The organism is Caulobacter sp. GW821-FHT05F04 (assembly GCF_059419665.1).
In genome coordinates this window covers 194,846-210,291 of the sequence record NZ_JBWKSF010000002.1, presented here as the reverse complement: position 1 = coordinate 210,291, position 15,446 = coordinate 194,846, and the positions used below count along the sequence as shown (strand labels likewise).

General features: G+C 68.6%; 19 protein-coding genes. 4 read left to right on the top strand and 15 right to left on the bottom strand.

The window, feature by feature from the left end; translation table 11 throughout:
* The first annotated feature begins 59 nt into the window (after positions 1-59).
* Positions 60-692 carry a TetR/AcrR family transcriptional regulator gene (locus AC07R7_RS05520; protein ID WP_494634429.1) on the top strand — a complete coding sequence of 211 codons (633 nt, stop codon included), beginning with the start codon at positions 60-62 and terminating at the stop codon, positions 690-692.
* Here the strand turns inward: AC07R7_RS05520 and AC07R7_RS05515 are convergent.
* From AC07R7_RS05515 to AC07R7_RS05485, 7 genes are all read right to left on the bottom strand, one after another.
* On the bottom strand, positions 679-1,329 hold the full coding sequence (locus AC07R7_RS05515; RefSeq protein WP_492888086.1) for an Isoquinoline 1-oxidoreductase subunit: 651 nt from the start codon (positions 1,327-1,329) through the stop codon (positions 679-681). The genes AC07R7_RS05520 and AC07R7_RS05515 overlap by 14 nt on opposite strands.
* A gap of 42 nt (positions 1,330-1,371) precedes the next feature.
* Positions 1,372-2,076: a glutamine amidotransferase-related protein gene (locus tag AC07R7_RS05510; RefSeq protein WP_494634428.1), complete on the bottom strand. Its 705-nt coding sequence runs from the start codon at positions 2,074-2,076 to the stop codon at positions 1,372-1,374.
* A gap of 10 nt (positions 2,077-2,086) precedes the next feature.
* The gene (locus tag AC07R7_RS05505; protein WP_492888088.1) at positions 2,087-3,340 is read right to left on the bottom strand and encodes a CCA tRNA nucleotidyltransferase; all 1,254 of its coding nucleotides are present in this window, start codon (positions 3,338-3,340) and stop codon (positions 2,087-2,089) included.
* 91 nt (positions 3,341-3,431) lie between these two features.
* Positions 3,432-4,082 (bottom strand): CoA pyrophosphatase, encoded by a 651-nt coding sequence (locus AC07R7_RS05500; protein WP_492888265.1) that lies wholly within the window; start codon positions 4,080-4,082, stop codon positions 3,432-3,434.
* Positions 4,083-4,093: 11 nt separating this feature from the next.
* A complete protein-coding gene (locus tag AC07R7_RS05495) occupies positions 4,094-4,687 on the bottom strand; it encodes a DUF1285 domain-containing protein (RefSeq protein WP_494634427.1) in 594 nt (197 codons plus the stop codon).
* Between the two features lie 50 nt (positions 4,688-4,737).
* On the bottom strand, positions 4,738-5,277 hold the full coding sequence (locus tag AC07R7_RS05490) for a GNAT family N-acetyltransferase (protein WP_492888090.1): 540 nt from the start codon (positions 5,275-5,277) through the stop codon (positions 4,738-4,740).
* Between the two features lie 64 nt (positions 5,278-5,341).
* Positions 5,342-5,386, bottom strand: coding sequence for a hypothetical protein (locus AC07R7_RS05485; protein ID WP_199170699.1), 45 nt, complete (start codon positions 5,384-5,386; stop codon positions 5,342-5,344).
* 97 nt (positions 5,387-5,483) lie between these two features.
* Between AC07R7_RS05485 and AC07R7_RS05480 the strand changes: the two genes are divergently transcribed.
* Positions 5,484-6,749, top strand: coding sequence for an MFS transporter (locus AC07R7_RS05480; protein WP_494634426.1), 1,266 nt, complete (start codon positions 5,484-5,486; stop codon positions 6,747-6,749).
* A gap of 3 nt (positions 6,750-6,752) precedes the next feature.
* Here AC07R7_RS05480 and AC07R7_RS05475 read toward each other — a convergent pair whose 3' ends face one another.
* Entirely contained in the window at positions 6,753-7,232 is a 480-nt protein-coding gene (locus AC07R7_RS05475) for a GNAT family N-acetyltransferase (RefSeq protein WP_492888092.1), read from the bottom strand.
* On the opposite strand from AC07R7_RS05475, the gene AC07R7_RS05470 reads away from it, so the two are divergent.
* Positions 7,219-7,584 (top strand): TfoX/Sxy family protein, encoded by a 366-nt coding sequence (locus AC07R7_RS05470; protein ID WP_494634425.1) that lies wholly within the window; start codon positions 7,219-7,221, stop codon positions 7,582-7,584. The genes AC07R7_RS05475 and AC07R7_RS05470 overlap by 14 nt on opposite strands.
* Here AC07R7_RS05470 and AC07R7_RS05465 read toward each other — a convergent pair.
* Genes AC07R7_RS05465 through AC07R7_RS05440 form a run of 6 tightly spaced genes read right to left on the bottom strand, consistent with a single transcriptional unit; the run spans position 7,581 to position 12,321 of the window.
* Positions 7,581-8,450 carry an SDR family oxidoreductase gene (locus AC07R7_RS05465; protein ID WP_494634424.1) on the bottom strand — a complete coding sequence of 290 codons (870 nt, stop codon included), beginning with the start codon at positions 8,448-8,450 and terminating at the stop codon, positions 7,581-7,583. The genes AC07R7_RS05470 and AC07R7_RS05465 overlap by 4 nt on opposite strands.
* Positions 8,447-8,962 carry a hypothetical protein gene (locus AC07R7_RS05460; RefSeq protein WP_494634423.1) on the bottom strand — a complete coding sequence of 172 codons (516 nt, stop codon included), beginning with the start codon at positions 8,960-8,962 and terminating at the stop codon, positions 8,447-8,449. Before AC07R7_RS05460 ends, AC07R7_RS05465 begins: the two co-directional genes overlap by 4 nt.
* Entirely contained in the window at positions 8,962-9,933 is a 972-nt protein-coding gene (locus tag AC07R7_RS05455; RefSeq protein WP_494634422.1) for an SDR family NAD(P)-dependent oxidoreductase, read from the bottom strand. Before AC07R7_RS05455 ends, AC07R7_RS05460 begins: the two co-directional genes overlap by 1 nt.
* 35 nt (positions 9,934-9,968) lie before the next feature.
* Positions 9,969-10,739, bottom strand: a complete 771-nt coding sequence (locus AC07R7_RS05450; protein WP_494634421.1) for an enoyl-CoA hydratase-related protein — start codon at positions 10,737-10,739, stop codon at positions 9,969-9,971.
* Complete coding sequence (locus AC07R7_RS05445; protein ID WP_494634420.1) at positions 10,736-11,179, bottom strand: MarR family winged helix-turn-helix transcriptional regulator; 444 nt, start codon at positions 11,177-11,179, stop codon at positions 10,736-10,738. The genes AC07R7_RS05450 and AC07R7_RS05445 overlap by 4 nt, the downstream gene beginning before the upstream one ends.
* 44 nt (positions 11,180-11,223) lie before the next feature.
* Complete coding sequence (locus AC07R7_RS05440; protein WP_494634419.1) at positions 11,224-12,321, bottom strand: MBL fold metallo-hydrolase; 1,098 nt, start codon at positions 12,319-12,321, stop codon at positions 11,224-11,226.
* 154 nt (positions 12,322-12,475) lie between these two features.
* On the opposite strand from AC07R7_RS05440, the gene AC07R7_RS05435 reads away from it, so the two are divergent.
* Positions 12,476-13,831, top strand: coding sequence for a hypothetical protein (locus AC07R7_RS05435; protein ID WP_492888100.1), 1,356 nt, complete (start codon positions 12,476-12,478; stop codon positions 13,829-13,831).
* A gap of 62 nt (positions 13,832-13,893) precedes the next feature.
* Here AC07R7_RS05435 and AC07R7_RS05430 read toward each other — a convergent pair whose 3' ends face one another.
* Positions 13,894-15,432, bottom strand: a complete 1,539-nt coding sequence (locus tag AC07R7_RS05430) for an acetolactate synthase large subunit (protein ID WP_494634418.1) — start codon at positions 15,430-15,432, stop codon at positions 13,894-13,896.
* Positions 15,433-15,446 lie beyond the last annotated feature (14 nt).

Genomic DNA, 15,446 nt, shown 5'->3' with positions numbered 1-15,446 from the left:
CCGACCTCAGAAATGCGACTAATTCGTCAGGTTTCCTATTCGCGTTGCTGGACGCTCCTATGCCTGACCACCCAAGCCCCCGGATTTCCTCACGAAAGCAGCCCAAGCAGGCCCGTTCGACCGAGCTGGTGGCGGCGATCCTGGAGGCGGCTGTTCAGGTTCTGGCCAAGGAGGGCGCGGCGCGTTTCACCACCGCCCGGGTCGCAGACAAGGCAGGAGTCAGCGTCGGCTCGGTCTATCAGTACTTCCCGAACAAGGCCGCGATCCTGTTCCGGCTGCAAAGCGACGAATGGCGCCAGACGACCGACCTGCTGCGCACCATCCTGGAGGACCGCGCGCGGCCGCCCCTGGAGCGCCTGCGCGCCCTGGTCCACGCCTTCGTCCGATCCGAATGCGAGGAAGCCGCGATGCGCACGGCGCTCAACGACGCCGCGCCGCTCTATCGCGACGCCCCCGAGGCCCAGGCGGCGAGGGTCTCGGGCACGGACACCATCCGCGACTTCATGCGCGAGGTGCTGCCGGACACGGACGAAGACGTCCGCGTCCAGGCCGGCGACCTGATCACCCTGACGCTCAAGGAGGTCGCCAAGGCTTTCTCCGAGACGCCGAGGACGGACACCGAGATCACGGCCCACGCCGACGCCATGGCCGACATGTTCACCGCCTATCTGGAAAGTATCAGGCGGCCTTAGGGCATTTGGCGCCGGTGTCGATCCACGCCTTGATCAGCTCGCCGAACCGCGCCTGCGTGCCGGGGGCCGGGATCCGTCCGGCGCCCGGGTTCCAGGCCCAGCCGACCAGGTGATCCTGCGCCATGTGATGATGCAGCTCGGCCATGGACTTGCCGCCGTTGGTCGAGGGATTTTTGATCTGGGCGCAGATCTGGCCCAGCGACTTGCCTTGCCAGGCCATCTCGGCGGGGGCCAGGGCCCACTTCGGATCGCCGGGGATACTTTTGATATCCGCACCCCAGGTCGGGACGTTGGCCTGGGTATGACACGAGAAGCACGGCATGCCCGCCGGGCCATGGCCGCTGTCGCCAGCGATCATCGGCGGATTGTGCGGATGCAGGTTGTCGCCTTGCGTCGGGGCGCGCTGGACCGGATGGCAGTTCAGGCAGCGCGGGCTCTGGATCACCTTGCCGGCCTCCTGGAACAGGGCGATCGACCGCGCGGCCGGATCCTTGATCGACTGGAAGCTGGCGGCGGTCTTCAGCGCCACGGGCGCTGGCCCCGCCGCCTTCGTTTCAGGCGCCGCCTGTACGCTGGCGACGACCGCGCCGGCGGCGGCCAGGGCTCCGGCCAGGATCACGACGGTAGCGATACGCATGGACGGACCTCCCGGACTTCACCGCGGGAGGAACGCGCCTGCTTAGCCTTGGGTTTCCTGCTTCAGGAATGCGCCGATCCATTCGGCCATCCGCGCGCGGTCGTTGTCGGCCGAAAGGCTGGCGATCGCCGCGTCGGCCTGCTCGTCAGTGAGCCGCGCGCCGCGCCGCGTCTCGATCAGCGCCTTGGCGTAGTCCGGCGAGAACTCGGGGTGGACCTGCATCGAGATCGCCTTGGCGTCGTCGTACGTCAGAATCCCGTAGGGCGTGAACGCGCTGCCGGCCAGCACCCGCGCGCCAGGGGGCAGCGCGACGACCTGGTCCTGGTGCGAGCCGGGCACGGCGACGTGGTGGGCATCGTCCATCCACGGTTCCTGCGCCTCGACCGCGTAGGCCTGTAGGCCCACGCCCCAGCCCTTGTCGGACTTGATGACCTTGCCGCCGAACGCTTCGGCCATGATCTGGTGGCCGAAGCACACCCCGACCATCGGCTGCTCGCCCTTGGCCTGGACGAGGAACGCTTTGAGCGGCTCGATCCACGGCAACGGGTCATAGACTCCGGCCGCCGAGCCGGTGATGACATAGGCGTCGTTCTCGCCCGGATCCTCGGGCAGCTCGCCCTTCTGGACGTCATAGACGCGGTAGCTATGCTCCGGCCCCAGCAGCGCCTCGAACATCGCCGAATAGCTGCCGTGGGTCTCCGCGAGGTCGCCTGGCGGATTGCCGGTCTCGAGCAGGCCGATCTTCAAGACACCCCTCCTAGTAAACCATGCCCTGCGCGACCGCCTTCAGCCGCTCGATGGCGCTGAACTTGTCCTCGATAAAGTCCTGGTCGATCCACCAGATTTCGATTTCGCGCATCACCTCGCCGACCATCGGCCCTTTTGGCACGCCGGCCTGCATGACCTCCTCGCCCGACAGCGGGAAGGCCGGCGGGTTCCAGGTCTCGGCCAGGGCCAGCAGGGCCCGCCACTGCGGGGCGGTCGAGTCACGGCCCGAGCCGGCCCAGGCCAGCTTGATCCGGTCGCTGAACGCCCGCACGCCCAGGCCATAGACGGCGCGGCGCGCTTCACGCGGGCTCATCCACGAGACGATGCGCGGACTCTTGCCAACCGCGTCAACGATCCGGTCGCGGACATTGTTGGGCAGGCGCAGTCGCTCGGCCAGGTCGGCGGCCTGCTTGGGATCGTCCGGGATCAGCGCCGCCAGGCGCAGGTCCGGGTCGTTCTCGAACAGTTGCTCGGTCTCGATGGCCACCAGGGCCTCGAAGCGGGCCAGAGACTTCACCTGGGGCAGGATCGAGGACAGCACGCTGGTCGCCGCCATCAGGCGCAGAGCCGGGCGCGGATCCTCCGCGGCCAGCATCTTCATCAGTTCCTTCTGAGTACGCTCGGCGGCGCGGCCGGAGACCATGCCCTTCAGCGCCTTGCAGGCGGCCAGGGCCTTCTGGTCGGCGTCGCCCTTGCCGTACCAGGCCTGGAACCGGAAGAAGCGCAGGATGCGCAGATAGTCCTCGCGGATACGGGTCATCGGATCGCCGACGAACACCACCCGGCCTTCGTGAGCGTCCTTGATCCCCTCGCCGGTCGGGTCGTAGAGCCGTCCTTCCAGATCCGCGTACAGGGCGTTGAAGCGGAAGTCGCGGCGCTCGGCGTCCTGGCCCCAGTCCTGGGTGAAGGCCACCACCGCCCGGCGGCCGTCGGTCGAGACGTCCTTGCGTAGGGTGGTGATCTCATAGGGCCGGCCGCCCGACAGCGCCGTGATCGTGCCGTGGTCGACGCCGGTCGGAATGGCGCGCAGGCCGGCCTGCTCCAGGGCGTCGATGATCAGGTCAGGCGTCAGGGTGGTGGCGATGTCGATATCGTCGATGGGCTTGCCCATCACCGCGTTGCGAACGCAGCCGCCGACGAAGCGCGCGCAGCCGGGATAGCCGCGCGCCTCCAGGGCGGCGAACACCGCCCTTGTTCCAGGTAGCGCCATCCACGGCTGAACGCCGATCGATTCACTGCTCAACGCCTGACTCCCCACAGCACGCGTCATCGCCCCTTGAACGGGGCGACATTGTTAGGCCAGGAGACCCTGGCTTCGCCAGATGCGAAACACCCTATTCGGAGGGTGTCCGTCCGCTTTCGTCGTAAAGCGCCTCGTACAACGACCGGAGCATGCCGGCCGTCGCCCCCCAGATGAACCGATCGTTCCAGGGCATCGCATAGAAATGACGTCGCGCCCCATCCGGAGCCTCCCGCGACTGCCGTTGATGGTTGACCGGATCCATCAGGAAGGCGAACGGCGTCTCGAAGACGTCAGCCACTTCCTCGGGGCTGGCGACGAAGGTCGCCTTCGGATCGATGAAGCCGACCACCGGCGTCACATGGAAGCCGGTCACCGTCTGGTAGCCGTGCAACAGGCCTACCACGGTCACCAGGGCCGGATCGAGGTTTACTTCCTCCTGCGCCTCGCGCAGGGCCGTCTGCCAGGGCGTCTCGCCCGGATCGCAGCGACCGCCGGGAAAGGCGATCTGTCCGGTGTGGCTGCGCAGGGTGTCGGACCGGCGGGTCAGCAGGACCGTCAACCCGTCCTCGTGCTCGATCAGCCCCACCAGCACGGCGGCCGGACGCAGAGCGTGCGGGTTGTCGACCTTCAAGCCGGGATTGAGGTCGTAGTCGGACTTCTTCGGATTGGCGAGACTGGGGTCGTAGTCCGAGATCGGATGCAGACGGCTGGCGATCCAGGCGCGGCGCTCCTCCCGCGTCATGTCTGGGTGCGTCATGCCGGGACGGCTCCCGGCGGCGCGATCGGGAAGAACGCGCCGTTCGAGCTGACGCCCCAAGCGTCGTTCTGCTGGCCAGCCATCTCGGCCAGTTCGTAGAACACCGGCCGGGCGATCAGCGCCTCCAGCCCGCGACGGACGTGAACATAGGGGCGCGGCTCGCCGGTCACCGGATCGATCTCGACGCGGATCGCATTGTCCGGCCCCGCCTCGACCGTGTCGCCGACATTGGTCTGGAAGACCAGCGCCTCGCCGCCATCGTCTTTCTGGACGCGGTCGACGCGGGTGGCGATGAACGGCGCGTCCTCGACCGTGATCCTCATCTTCTCGACGGGCGTGACCAGGTGATAGCCGTCCGGATCGAGCCGCAGCACGGTCGAGAACAGCCGCACCAGGGCCTCCCGGCCGATCGGCGAGCCCTCGTGGAACCAGACCCCGTCCTTGCGGATGCGGATGTCGATCTCGCCGCAATGCGGCGGGTTCCACAGATGGACCGGCGGCAGGCCGCGCGCGCCGGCGGCCCCCCCTTGTGCGTTTTGGGCGGCCTGGGCGACGCCGTCCAACCCGGTCTTGGGAGATGCGTCGGTCATCACGGATCAGTTAGGCCCATAGGCCATCGCACTCAAGCAGGAGTGGCGGTTCAAGCGCGCGGATCGATCGCGACCAGACCCGCGAGTCCTTCGTCCCCGGCTTCCTTCAGCGGCAGCAGCAGCACCCGGCGCTGATCCACCGGGCCGGGCATGACGACGCCGGCCGTGTGGGCGTTGGTGAAGCCGACCCGGCCGAAATAGGGGCCATCGCCGACCAGCAGCACCGCGCGCCAGCCGGCGGCGCGGGCGGCCTTGACGGCGCTCTCGACCAGGGCCTGGCCCAGGCCCGCGCTGCGCTCGTCGGGATCCACCGCCAGCGGCCCCAGGAAGGCGACCGGCTCGCCGCCGATCGTCACCGGCCACATGCGACAGCAGCCGACCGGCTCGCCGTCGCGCAGAGCCACGAACGAGCAGTCGCTCAACAGGGTGTTGCCCTCGCGCAGACGCTCGGACGACTTGGCGAAACGGCCAGGGCCGAACACCCGGTCGATCAGGCGGGTGACGGCCGCCTCCATCGCCGGGGTCTCATGGACCAGGGGCGGATAGGCGGGCGCGGGCGGAACGGTCTTTTGGGCTGTTGTCGGGGTCATCGGCCTTCGGGAAATGCGAAAGGGCGTCGGGGGCTCCCGACGCGAAGGCGCGACCGGGAGGGCGTCAGATCGTGGCGCGTTCGCGCGTCATTCGTCGCAGGCGGGGCATACCCGGAAACCTCCAGAAGATGCGCGCGCTGTAGGGCCAAGCCTTTCTCAGGTCAATAACGTTGCGGTGCGCGAAGCGCGGCCTATGTTGCGACCCAATGTCCGACCCCGCCTCTCCCGCGCCGCCCGCTCCCGACACCTCTACCCGCGCCCTGTTGCGGGAGCGTGACTTCCTCCTCTTCTGGGTGGCGCGCTTCGTCTCCACCCTGGGGGTGCAGATCCAGTCGGTGGCCCTGGGCTGGCAGGTCTACGCCATCGCCCGCCTGACCCACTCGGTGGGCGAGTCGGCCTTCATGGTTAGCATGATCGGCCTGGCCCAGTTCGTGCCGCTGTTCCTGCTGACCCTCATCGCCGGCGAGACGGCCGACCGACGGACCCGCAAGCTGATCGTCGCCGCCACCCTGTGCCTGGACGCGATCAGCGCCAGCGTGCTGCTGATCCTGGCGCTGATGGGCTCGCATGCGCTGTGGCCGATCTTCGCCGTCTCGGTGATGTTCGGGGCCAGCCGCGCCTTTCTCTCGCCCGCCAGCAGCGCCATGGGGCCGATGCTGGTGCCGCGCCCCCTGCTGCCGCGCGCCATCGCCTGGAACTCGCTGTCCTGGCAGGGCGGCTCGATCATTGGCCCGGCGCTGGGCGGGCTCCTGCTCATCCACTCGCCGGCCCTGGCCTTCGGCGCTTCGCTGGTCTTCTACTTGGTCGCCGCCCTGCTGGCCCTATCGATCCGCAAGAACACCCAGCCCGAAACCCAGCCCGGCTCGCGCGTGGAGCTGATCAAGGAAGGCCTGTCCTACGTCTGGAACAACAAGATCGTCTTCGGCTCGATCTCGCTGGACCTGTTCGCGGTGATCCTGGGCGGGGCCACGGCCCTGTTGCCGGTGTTCGCCAAGGACGTGCTGCACATCGGCCCCGGCGGTTTCGGCCTGCTGCGCGCGGCTCCCGCCATCGGCGCTTCGCTGGTCGGCGTCTACCTGGCCAGCAACCCGATCCGCCGCAACGCCGGCAAGATCATGTTCGCCGGCGTGGCGGTGTTCGGCCTGGCCACGGCGGTGTTCGGCCTCTCCAAGCTGGAGTGGCTGTCGGTCGGAGCCCTGGCCGTGCTGGGCGGGGCCGACATGCTGTCGGTCTATGTCCGCCAGACCCTGGTCCAGATCGTCACCCCGGACGCCATGCGCGGCCGCGTCGCCGCCGTCTCCGGTGTGTTCATCAGCGCCTCCAACGAACTGGGCGAGGTCGAGAGCGGGGCCATGGCCTGGCTGCTCGGACCGATCGGCGCGGCGGTGTTCGGCGGCGTCGGGGCCATGGCGGTCACCGCCGTGTGGGCCTTCCTGTTCCCCGACCTGCGCAAGGCCGACCGACTGGAATAGGACCTAGAGGCCCGCCAGCTTTCGGATGCCGTCGCCGGTCAGCCGGCGGATGATCCATTCGTCCATCGCGGCCGCGCCGAGGCTGTCATAGAAGGCGATCGACGGGGCGTTCCAGTCGAGCACCGACCACTCCAGGCGGCCCAGCCCCTCGTCGACGCAGCGCTTGGCGAGGTTCGCCAGCAGCGCCTTGCCCGCGCCGGAGCCGCGCGCGGAAGGCCGCACGAACAGATCCTCCAGATAGATCCCGTGCCGCCCGACGAAGGTCGAGTAGTTGTAGAACCACAGGGCGAAGCCGACCGGCTGGCCGTCGAGCTCGGCGATGTCCGCGAAGGCGCGGGCCTTGGGACCGAATAGAGCCGCGGCCGTATCGGCCTGCGTCGCCTCCACCGTGTCGAGCAGCTTTTCATAGTCCGCCAGATCGAGGATGAACTGGTGGATCAGGGCGGCGTCGGCGGGCGTGGCCGAGCGAATGGAAACGGACATGGCGGTCTCTGCGGACTATCGGGACTTCGTTCTGGAGCAACTGGCCCCGCTGGGCCAGATCACCGCGCGCCGGATGTTCGGCGGAGTCGGCGTCTATGCGAACGGCCTGTTCTTCGCGCTGATCGACGACGACGTCCTCTACCTCAAGGGCGACGACGCCCTGAAGGTCGCGTTCGAGGCCGCCGGCTCCCACGCCTTCGACCCGTTCGGCGAGGGCAAGCCGATGGCCTACTGGGCCGCGCCGGCCGAGGCGCTCGACGACCAGGACATCCTGCTGGACTGGTCGCGCAAGTCGCTGGAGGTCGCGGCCCGATCAAGCGCCAAGAAGGCGGCGGGCAAGAAGAAGCGCTAGCCGATCTTCACCCCCGGCGGCGGTTCGCTGCTCTCCGGCACGAAGAAGTCCGGCATCAGGGTCGCGGCCGGATCGACCTTGTACTGGTCGAAGTCGCGGACGCCCTCGCCGTACAGGAAACTATCATCAATCAAGAAGTTCCCCGAGAACTCACGCGACGGCTTGCTGAAGATCGCATGGGCCGCGTCGGCCATGATCTCGACCGTCCGACAGTGCTTGAGGCCCTCGTCGCCGGTCAGGGCGAACTGGATGGCGGCGGTGGCGATGCCGGTGCGGGGCCACAGGGCGTTGAAGGCGACGCCGTCGCTCTTGAACTCTTCCGCCATGCCCAGCACGCACATCGACATGCCGAACTTGGCCATGGTGTAGGCCACGTGCGAGCCGAACCAGCGCGGCGACATATCCAGCGGCGGCGACAGCATCAGGACGTGCGGGTTCTCGGCCTTTTTCAGATAGGGGATGCAGGCCTTCGAGGTGACGAACGTGCCGCGCGTATTGATCTGGTGCATCAGGTCGTAGCGCTTCATGTCGGTCGACAGGGTGCCGGTCAGCGAGATGGCCGAGGCGTTGTTCACGCAGATGTCAATCCCGCCGAACTGGGCGACGGCCTTCTCGACCGCCTCCTGGACATTGGCCTCCTCGCGCACGTCGACCACCAGCGGCAGGGCCTTGCCGCCGGCGTCCTCGATTTCCTTGGCGGCCGTGTAGATGGTGCCGGGCAGTTTCGGATGCGCCTCGGCCGTCTTGGCGGCGATGACGATATTGGCCCCGTCCCGCGCGGCGCGCAGGGCGATGGCCAGGCCGATGCCGCGCGAGGCGCCGGTGACGAAGAGGGTCTTGCCCCGAAGCGAATTGGGCTGGCTCATGCGGGTTCTCCACGCGCTTTGATCAGGTCGACGCCGACGACGACGAAACCGAGGATGAAACTCATCTTGGCCACGTGCGCGACGGGACCGTGATCCTTCAGGGCGACGCCGACAAGGCCGATGACGAGCGCGGCGATCCACAGGCCGGCGGCGATACGGAAGGTCCGGACCCGCAGCAGGTCGACGGCCCAGACCACCATGCCGATCGACCAGACGCTGGAGGCGATCAGGTACGAGGCTTCGCCGAACATCTTGGCCGACGAGGTCCGCACCAGCATCACGCCGAGCAGGCCCAGCACGAAGCCCGCGAGGCCCAGGATGCTGGCCGCGCGCCGGCTCGCCGACCAGACGCCCAGCATGCCGAACATCAGCAGCAGATCGATAGCCACGTAGACGAGATGCGGCTGCGGCTCGACCAGATGCGGATAGATGACGAACGGCGCGACGATGTCGATCACCGCGCCGACGATCGTGGCGATCCCGGCCAGGCGCAGGATGGACCGGTCGTCCATCAGGCGCCCGCGCCCGTGGTCTTGACCGACAGTTCCCACAGGCGGTCGGCCGCTTCCGGGTCGAGCGCGTGGGGCACGACGCCGTTCCAGGGGTGCTCCTGGCTCCACGGGACGGCCTGGTTGCAGTCCTCCAGATAGAGCCCGCCGACGCCTTCCAGCTCGTCGCCGACCGCGGCCCATACGCTGGTCGCCGCGCCCTGCTCGGTGCTCTTGAAGCCCTCGCGCGGCTTGTCGTGCTCGTCCAGCCAGCCCATGGCCCGCTGCTCGTCCAGGCTCATGTGCCGCTGCAGCGGAGTCATGATGCCGCCGGGCATGACGGCGTTGGCGTTGACGCCCTGGTCCTTGAACCGCTTGTCGAAGCCGACCGCGAACAGGCTGTTGGCGGTCTTGGCCTGGCCGTAGGCCTCCCACTTGTCGTAGGGCCGGGTCTGGTAGTTCGGGTCCTCGAAATGCACCGGCGAGCGACGGTGGCCGATCGAGGACAGCGACACCAGCCGCGATCGATGGCCCGAGTGCTCGGCGCCGTCCACCAGGTTTGGGGCCAGCAGCACCGACAGCAGGAAGTGGCCGAAGTGGTTCGTGCCGATCTGCATCTCCAGCCCGTCGGCCGTGCGCGACAGCGGGCAGGCCATGACGCCGGCGTTGTTGATCAGGATGTTCAGCCGGCGATCGCCCCAGCGGTGGGCGAAGTGGCGGATGGCCTCGAAACTGGAAAGGTCCAGCATGCCGAAGCTGACGCGCTTCAGCCCCGCCTCTTCGTTGATCTGGTTGGCGACCTCTTCGCCCAGCTCCGGCTTGCGCGCGGCGATGATCACTTCCGCGCCCGCCAGGGCCAGGGCCCGCGCCGTCTCGACGCCGATGCCGGTGGCCGCGCCGGTGACGATCGCCACCCGGCCTGAAAGGTCATGGCCCGCGACGACCTCGCGCGCCGTCGACTTCGCCCCGAAGGGCGAGGTGATCCGTTCCGCCATCTGATCCTCCCAGATCGTAGTGTTGTCGGTGGAGCTTAGCCCACCTTCGAGAAGTCGGGAGCCCTTCGTTCGGCGAAGGCCATGAAGGCTTCGCGGGCCTCGGCCGTCTGCAGGCGCGCGGCGAACTCGGCGCCCTCGACATCCATCAGGGCGGCGATCTTCTCGGCGTCGCGCATCAGACGCTTGGTGACGGTTAGTGCCCCCAGCGGACGCTTGGCCAGCTGGTCGGCCGCGGCGCGGGCGCGGGCCCGCAGGTCACCGAGCTCGGCCGAGCCGTTGGCTATGCCCCAGGCCACGGCGGTGGCGCCGTCGATCGCCTCGCCCAGGGCGAACATGGCGTAGGCGCGGGCATGGCCGATGCGGGCCGGCAGCAGCCAGCTCGACGCGGCCTCGGGAACCAGGGCCAGGTTGACGAAGGGCGTGGTCAGGCGCGCGTCGGGCGTCACGAACACCAGGTCGCAGTGCAGCAGCATGGTCGTGCCCACGCCCACGGCCTGGCCCTGGACTGCGGCGACCAGCGGCCGGGTGGCGTTGGCCAGGGCCTTCAGGAAGCGGAGCACGTGTCGCTCGCCGGTAAAGGCGCCCGTGGCCTGGGCCGCGAAGTCCTGCAGGTCGTTGCCGGCCGTGAAACTGTCGCCGTCGGCCTGGATGACCACGACGCGGACGGCGGAATCCGCTTCGGCCGCCTCCAGGCTGTCGGCCAGCACGCCGTACATGGCGTTCGACAGCGCGTTCTTCTTCTCCGGACGCGCCAGGGTGAGGGTCATCACGCCGGCGTCGATCTCGACCTTCACGTGATCGGTCATTGTTGGTCTCCCTTGGGGAACTTGGTCTGCAGACTGGCGAGCCAGCGCGCGACGACGCCGATCTCCTCGTCCGTGAAGCCTTCGGTGAGGTGGGCGTTGACGCCATCAAGACCCGCCTTCGCGGCCTGGCGAGCGGCGCGGCCCTTGGCGGTCAGGCGCAGGCGCATGGCGCGGCCATCCTTGGGATCGGCCTGGCGCTCGACCAGCTCGGCGCGGGTCATGCGGTCGATCAGGCCGGTCATGGCCGAAGGGGCCAGGTCCAGCGCGTCGGCGGCCTCGCCGATCAGCGCTCCGTCCTGCTCACCCAGATAGAACAGCACCCCCGACTGGGCGGCGGTCAGGCCGCCCTTGGCCGCCATCTTACCCTCGATCCAGCGCTGCACGCGCCGATGGCCGGCGTTGAGCAGGAAGATGAGACGGCGATCAGCGGACACGGACATGGCCGCAGATTATGTTTCGTATGCGAAATGTCAAACGAGCGTTTCTAGTCGGGACTAGAAAAAGCCGCGTACCAGGCCACGCCGTCTCCATCCAGCTGGCGCCGGATCTTGCCGCGACCGATCAGGCAGTTGAGATGCGCCAGCGCCTCGCCCGTCGCCATGCCCAGCAGGTCCGGCCCGATCGGCCGCGCGAACAGCGCCCCGAAGGTGTCGACCACCCGCTTGGGCTCGGACAGCTTCTTTTCCAGCCGCGCCAGGCCGCGCTCGTGGCCCGAGATCAGGCCGTCGATGCGGGTGTGCAGCCCCTCGAAAGGATCGTTGTGCGCGGGCAGGACGATGACGTCGTCGGGGACCGTCGCCTTGACCTTGGCCAGCGACCGCAGCCAGTCGCTCAGAGGGTCGGCGTCCGGCTCGGTCGGGAACACCGAGACATTGGACGAGATGCGCGGCAGCACCTGGTCTCCGGAGATCAGCACATTGAGTTCGGGGCACCACAGGCAGGCATGGTCGGGCGAGTGCCCCTGCCCCGTCACCACCCGCCAGGTCTTGCCGCCGATGTCGAAGTCCTCGCCGTCGGACAGCCGGCGATAGCTGTCGGGCAGGGCGTAGATCGCCTTGCCGAAGCCGCCGAAGCGGGCCTTGTAGTTCTCGATGGCGTCCTCGTCCCAGCCGGCGGCGTGAAAGAACTTCACCCCGTCCTCGGGCGCCTCGCGGCCGGTGTCGGCGACCAGCATCCGGCACTGGAAATATTCCAGCCGGGTCATCCACAGCCGGCAGTCGAACTTGCGGGTCATCCAGCCAGCCAGGCCGATATGGTCGGGATGCAGGTGGGTGACGATCACCCGGGTGAGCGGCTTGCCGCCCAAGGCGCCGGCGAAGGCGTCGCGCCAGGCCTGGCTGGTCTCGCGGGTCTGGACGCCGGTGTCGACGATCGCCCAGCCCTCGCCATCCTCGATGGCCCAGACATTGATGAACTGCAGCGAGCCGCCCAGCGGCATGCGCAGCCAAAGCACGCCGGGCGCGACCTCCACGGCGCCGCCCGAGCCGGCCTCCGGCGCGGTTTCGAACGGATAGACCAGCCGCCCGGCCTTGCGGACCTCCGGCGTCTCGGCCGCCGCTTCGTCTTCGAATCCGTCGCGCATTTTCGTTCCCTCAGGCCCCGTTCAACCGGCGCTTGTCGTTGATCCAACCCATTTTTTGCCCTGAAACCCAGTCATCATCACGCCTGGGTCGGACGGTGTCTTGACCCCTGATACAAGCACGCGCTTATGTCCGCGCGAGGAATCCACCCAGGAGATGTTACCCATGAGGCCTTTCGCGATCGGCCTGTCGGCCGCCCTCGCGGTCGCCATTCTCATTCCGGCCGCTGTCATTTCGGCGCCGAAGGAAGAGAAGAGCAAGCCCGCCGCCATCGACGCCAAGTCGCGCGAGATCGGTAAGAAGGACGCCCCGGCCGTCATCCAGGCCAGCGGCGCGAGCTGCACCGTCTCCGACGCCCGCTACATGGGCGAGGACAAGAAGGCTGGCGACAAGTACTACGAAGTCGCCTGCAACGAAGGCATGGGCTTCGCGGTCATCGCCAAGAAGGAAGGCGCCCCGCAGCTGTATTCCTGCCTGGAATCGAGCCAGCCGGGTCCGGACGGCAAGGTCGGCGGCCTCGCCTGCCTGCTGCCAGGCAACGCCAACCCCGGCGCTCAACTGGCCCCCTACGTCAAGAAGGCCGGCGTGACCTGCGAGCAGGAAAACGCCCGCGCCATCGGCTCCGGCGCCAAGAACTCGTTCTTCGAGGTCGCCTGTAAGGGCGGCGCCGGCTACATCGTCCAGACGACGAACCCGATGAACCTGAACGGCGAAGTCGTCGCCAACAGCTGCCTGCTGTACGAAGAGGGCGGTAACGTCAGCTGCAAGCTGACCAACCGTCAGACCCAGCTGCAGCTGGTCGACACGCTGAACACGGCCGCGGCCAACAACTGCGTGATCAAGGACCGCCGCTACGTCCTCAGCACCAAGAACGACAACTATTTCGAAGTCGCCTGCCAGGACGGCAAGGGCTACATGTATCAGCAGGCGATGGCCACCAACGCCTTCGTCAAGTCGATCCCCTGCGCCCAGGCCGGCTTCGTCGGCGGCGGCTGCACCATGACCGACGCCGTCGCCGCTCAGACCGAGCAGGCCGGCTTCTACAGCAAGCTGTCGGCCAAGGCCGGCTTCCCCTGCGACGTCGAGAAGTACGGCATGCTGCCGAGCGCCGATCCGAAGAAGGAAGTCGTCGAGCTGAAGTGCAAGGGCAGTGAAGTCGGCGCCATCGCCGTGTTCGCCGCCGCCGGCGGCGGCACGGTGTTCGACTGCCTGACGGCCGAGCTCAACGGCTACCGTTGCTCCTTCACCAAGAAGGACACGCAGTACGCCCGCCTGAGCCAGGATCTGGTCGGCTTCAACAAGGCCTCGTGCAAGGTCTCCGACGTCCGCGTCATGGGCTCGACCGACAACGAAGGCTTCGTCGAAGTCGCCTGCTCGGACGGTCTGCCGGGCTGGGTGCTGGGCTATCCGACGGGCGTCGCCAAGCCGGCGGCCAAGGAGTTCCTGTCCTGCGCCCAAGCCAAGGGCATCGGCGGCGGCTGCAAGCTGCCGACCAACAAGGTCAAGGGCTGATCCCAGCGCTTGATCTCTGAATGACGAGGCCCGCCGGAGCGATCCGGCGGGCCTTTTCTTGGCTAGAGCGCCGCCTCGATCAGGCGCGGCCCGGGCGCGGCCATGGCCCGGGCGAAGGCGTCGTCGAACGCTTCGGCGGTCTCGGCGCGTTCGGCCGGCATGCCCATCCCCTGAGCCAGCTTCACCCAGTCGATGCGAGGGTCGCCCAGATCCAGCAGCCGCGAGGCCGCCGGGCCCGGATTGCCGGCCCCGGTGCGGGAGAGCTCGATGCCGAGGATCCGGTAGGCGTGGTTGGCGAAGACCACGACGGTGACGTCCAGCTGCTCGCGGACGATCGTCCAGAGGCCCTGCACCGTGTACATCCCCGCCCCGTCGCCGGTCAGGGCCAGGACCTTGCGGTCCGGGCAGGCCACGGCGGCGCCGATCGCCAGCGGAATACCCTGGCCGATCGCGCCTCCCGTGAGAGACAGCCAGTCGTGGGCGCGGGCGGCCCTGGTCTGGGTGAAGATCGGCAGGCCGGCGGTCACCGCGTCGTCCGAGATGACCGTGTCGGCCGGCATGTGCCGCGCGACCGATGCGCCGATCGCCCAGGCGTCCAGGCGGCCGGCCGGGGCGTCGGGCGCGGCATAGGCCTCGACGGGGCCCGCGGCCGGGGCGCCGATCGCGTCGGCCAGGGCGTTCAGGGCCGCCGCCGCGTCGACCTCGCGGCCACACAAGGTCTCGACCGAACAGCCTTCGGGAACCAGCACGCTCGGCCGGTCCGGATAGGCGAAGAAGGCCACCGGACGCTGGGTCGAGACCAGGACCATCAGGTCGACCCCATCGAGGTCCTTCAGGGCCTGCTCGCCGAAATAGGGCAGCTTGTCGGGTCGGAAGCGCCCCTCGCCACGGGCCTGACGGGCGGTGAAGGTGTCGGTTAGGATGCGGACGCCGTGCGCCGCCAGCCGCCCGGCCGCCGCCAGGGCGACCTCGCCGCAGGCGCCCGAGCCCAGCAGCAGCACCGGCTTACTGGCGAAGCCCAGCGCCTTGGCGACGCTCTCGACAGCGGCCGTGTCGGGCTCGGCGAAGGCCGCCGGCGTGACGACTGGCCCCTTCACCGTCGCTTCGTTCCAGGCGGCGTCGGCGGGCAGGATCAGGCAGGCGTTCCCGCCGGGCGTTCCGTGGCTGGCGACGATGGCCTCGGCGGCCAGCGGGCCGACGCTGTCGGCGGTCTCGGCCGACTTGACCCAGAGCGAATTGGGGGCGGCCAAAGCGGCGATGTCGCTGTTCAGCGGCGCGTCGAAGCCCCGATGATAAGTGGCGTGATCGCCGATGACGTTGACCACCGGGGTGTACGCCCTGCGGGCGTTGTGCAGGTTGGCCGCGCCGTTCGCATAGCCGGGCCCCAGATGCAGCAGGGTGCAGGCGGGCTTGCCGGCCATGCGGCCATAACCGTCGGCCGCGCCGGTCGCCACGCCTTCGAACAGGCACAGCACCGAGCGCATGCGCGGCTCGCGGTCCAGGGCCGAGACGAACTGCATCTCGCTGGTGCCCGGATTGGCGAAGCAGGCGACGACCCCGTTATCGGCCAGGGTGGTGATCAGGGCGTCCGCGCCGTTCATGCGTTCCTCCGCTT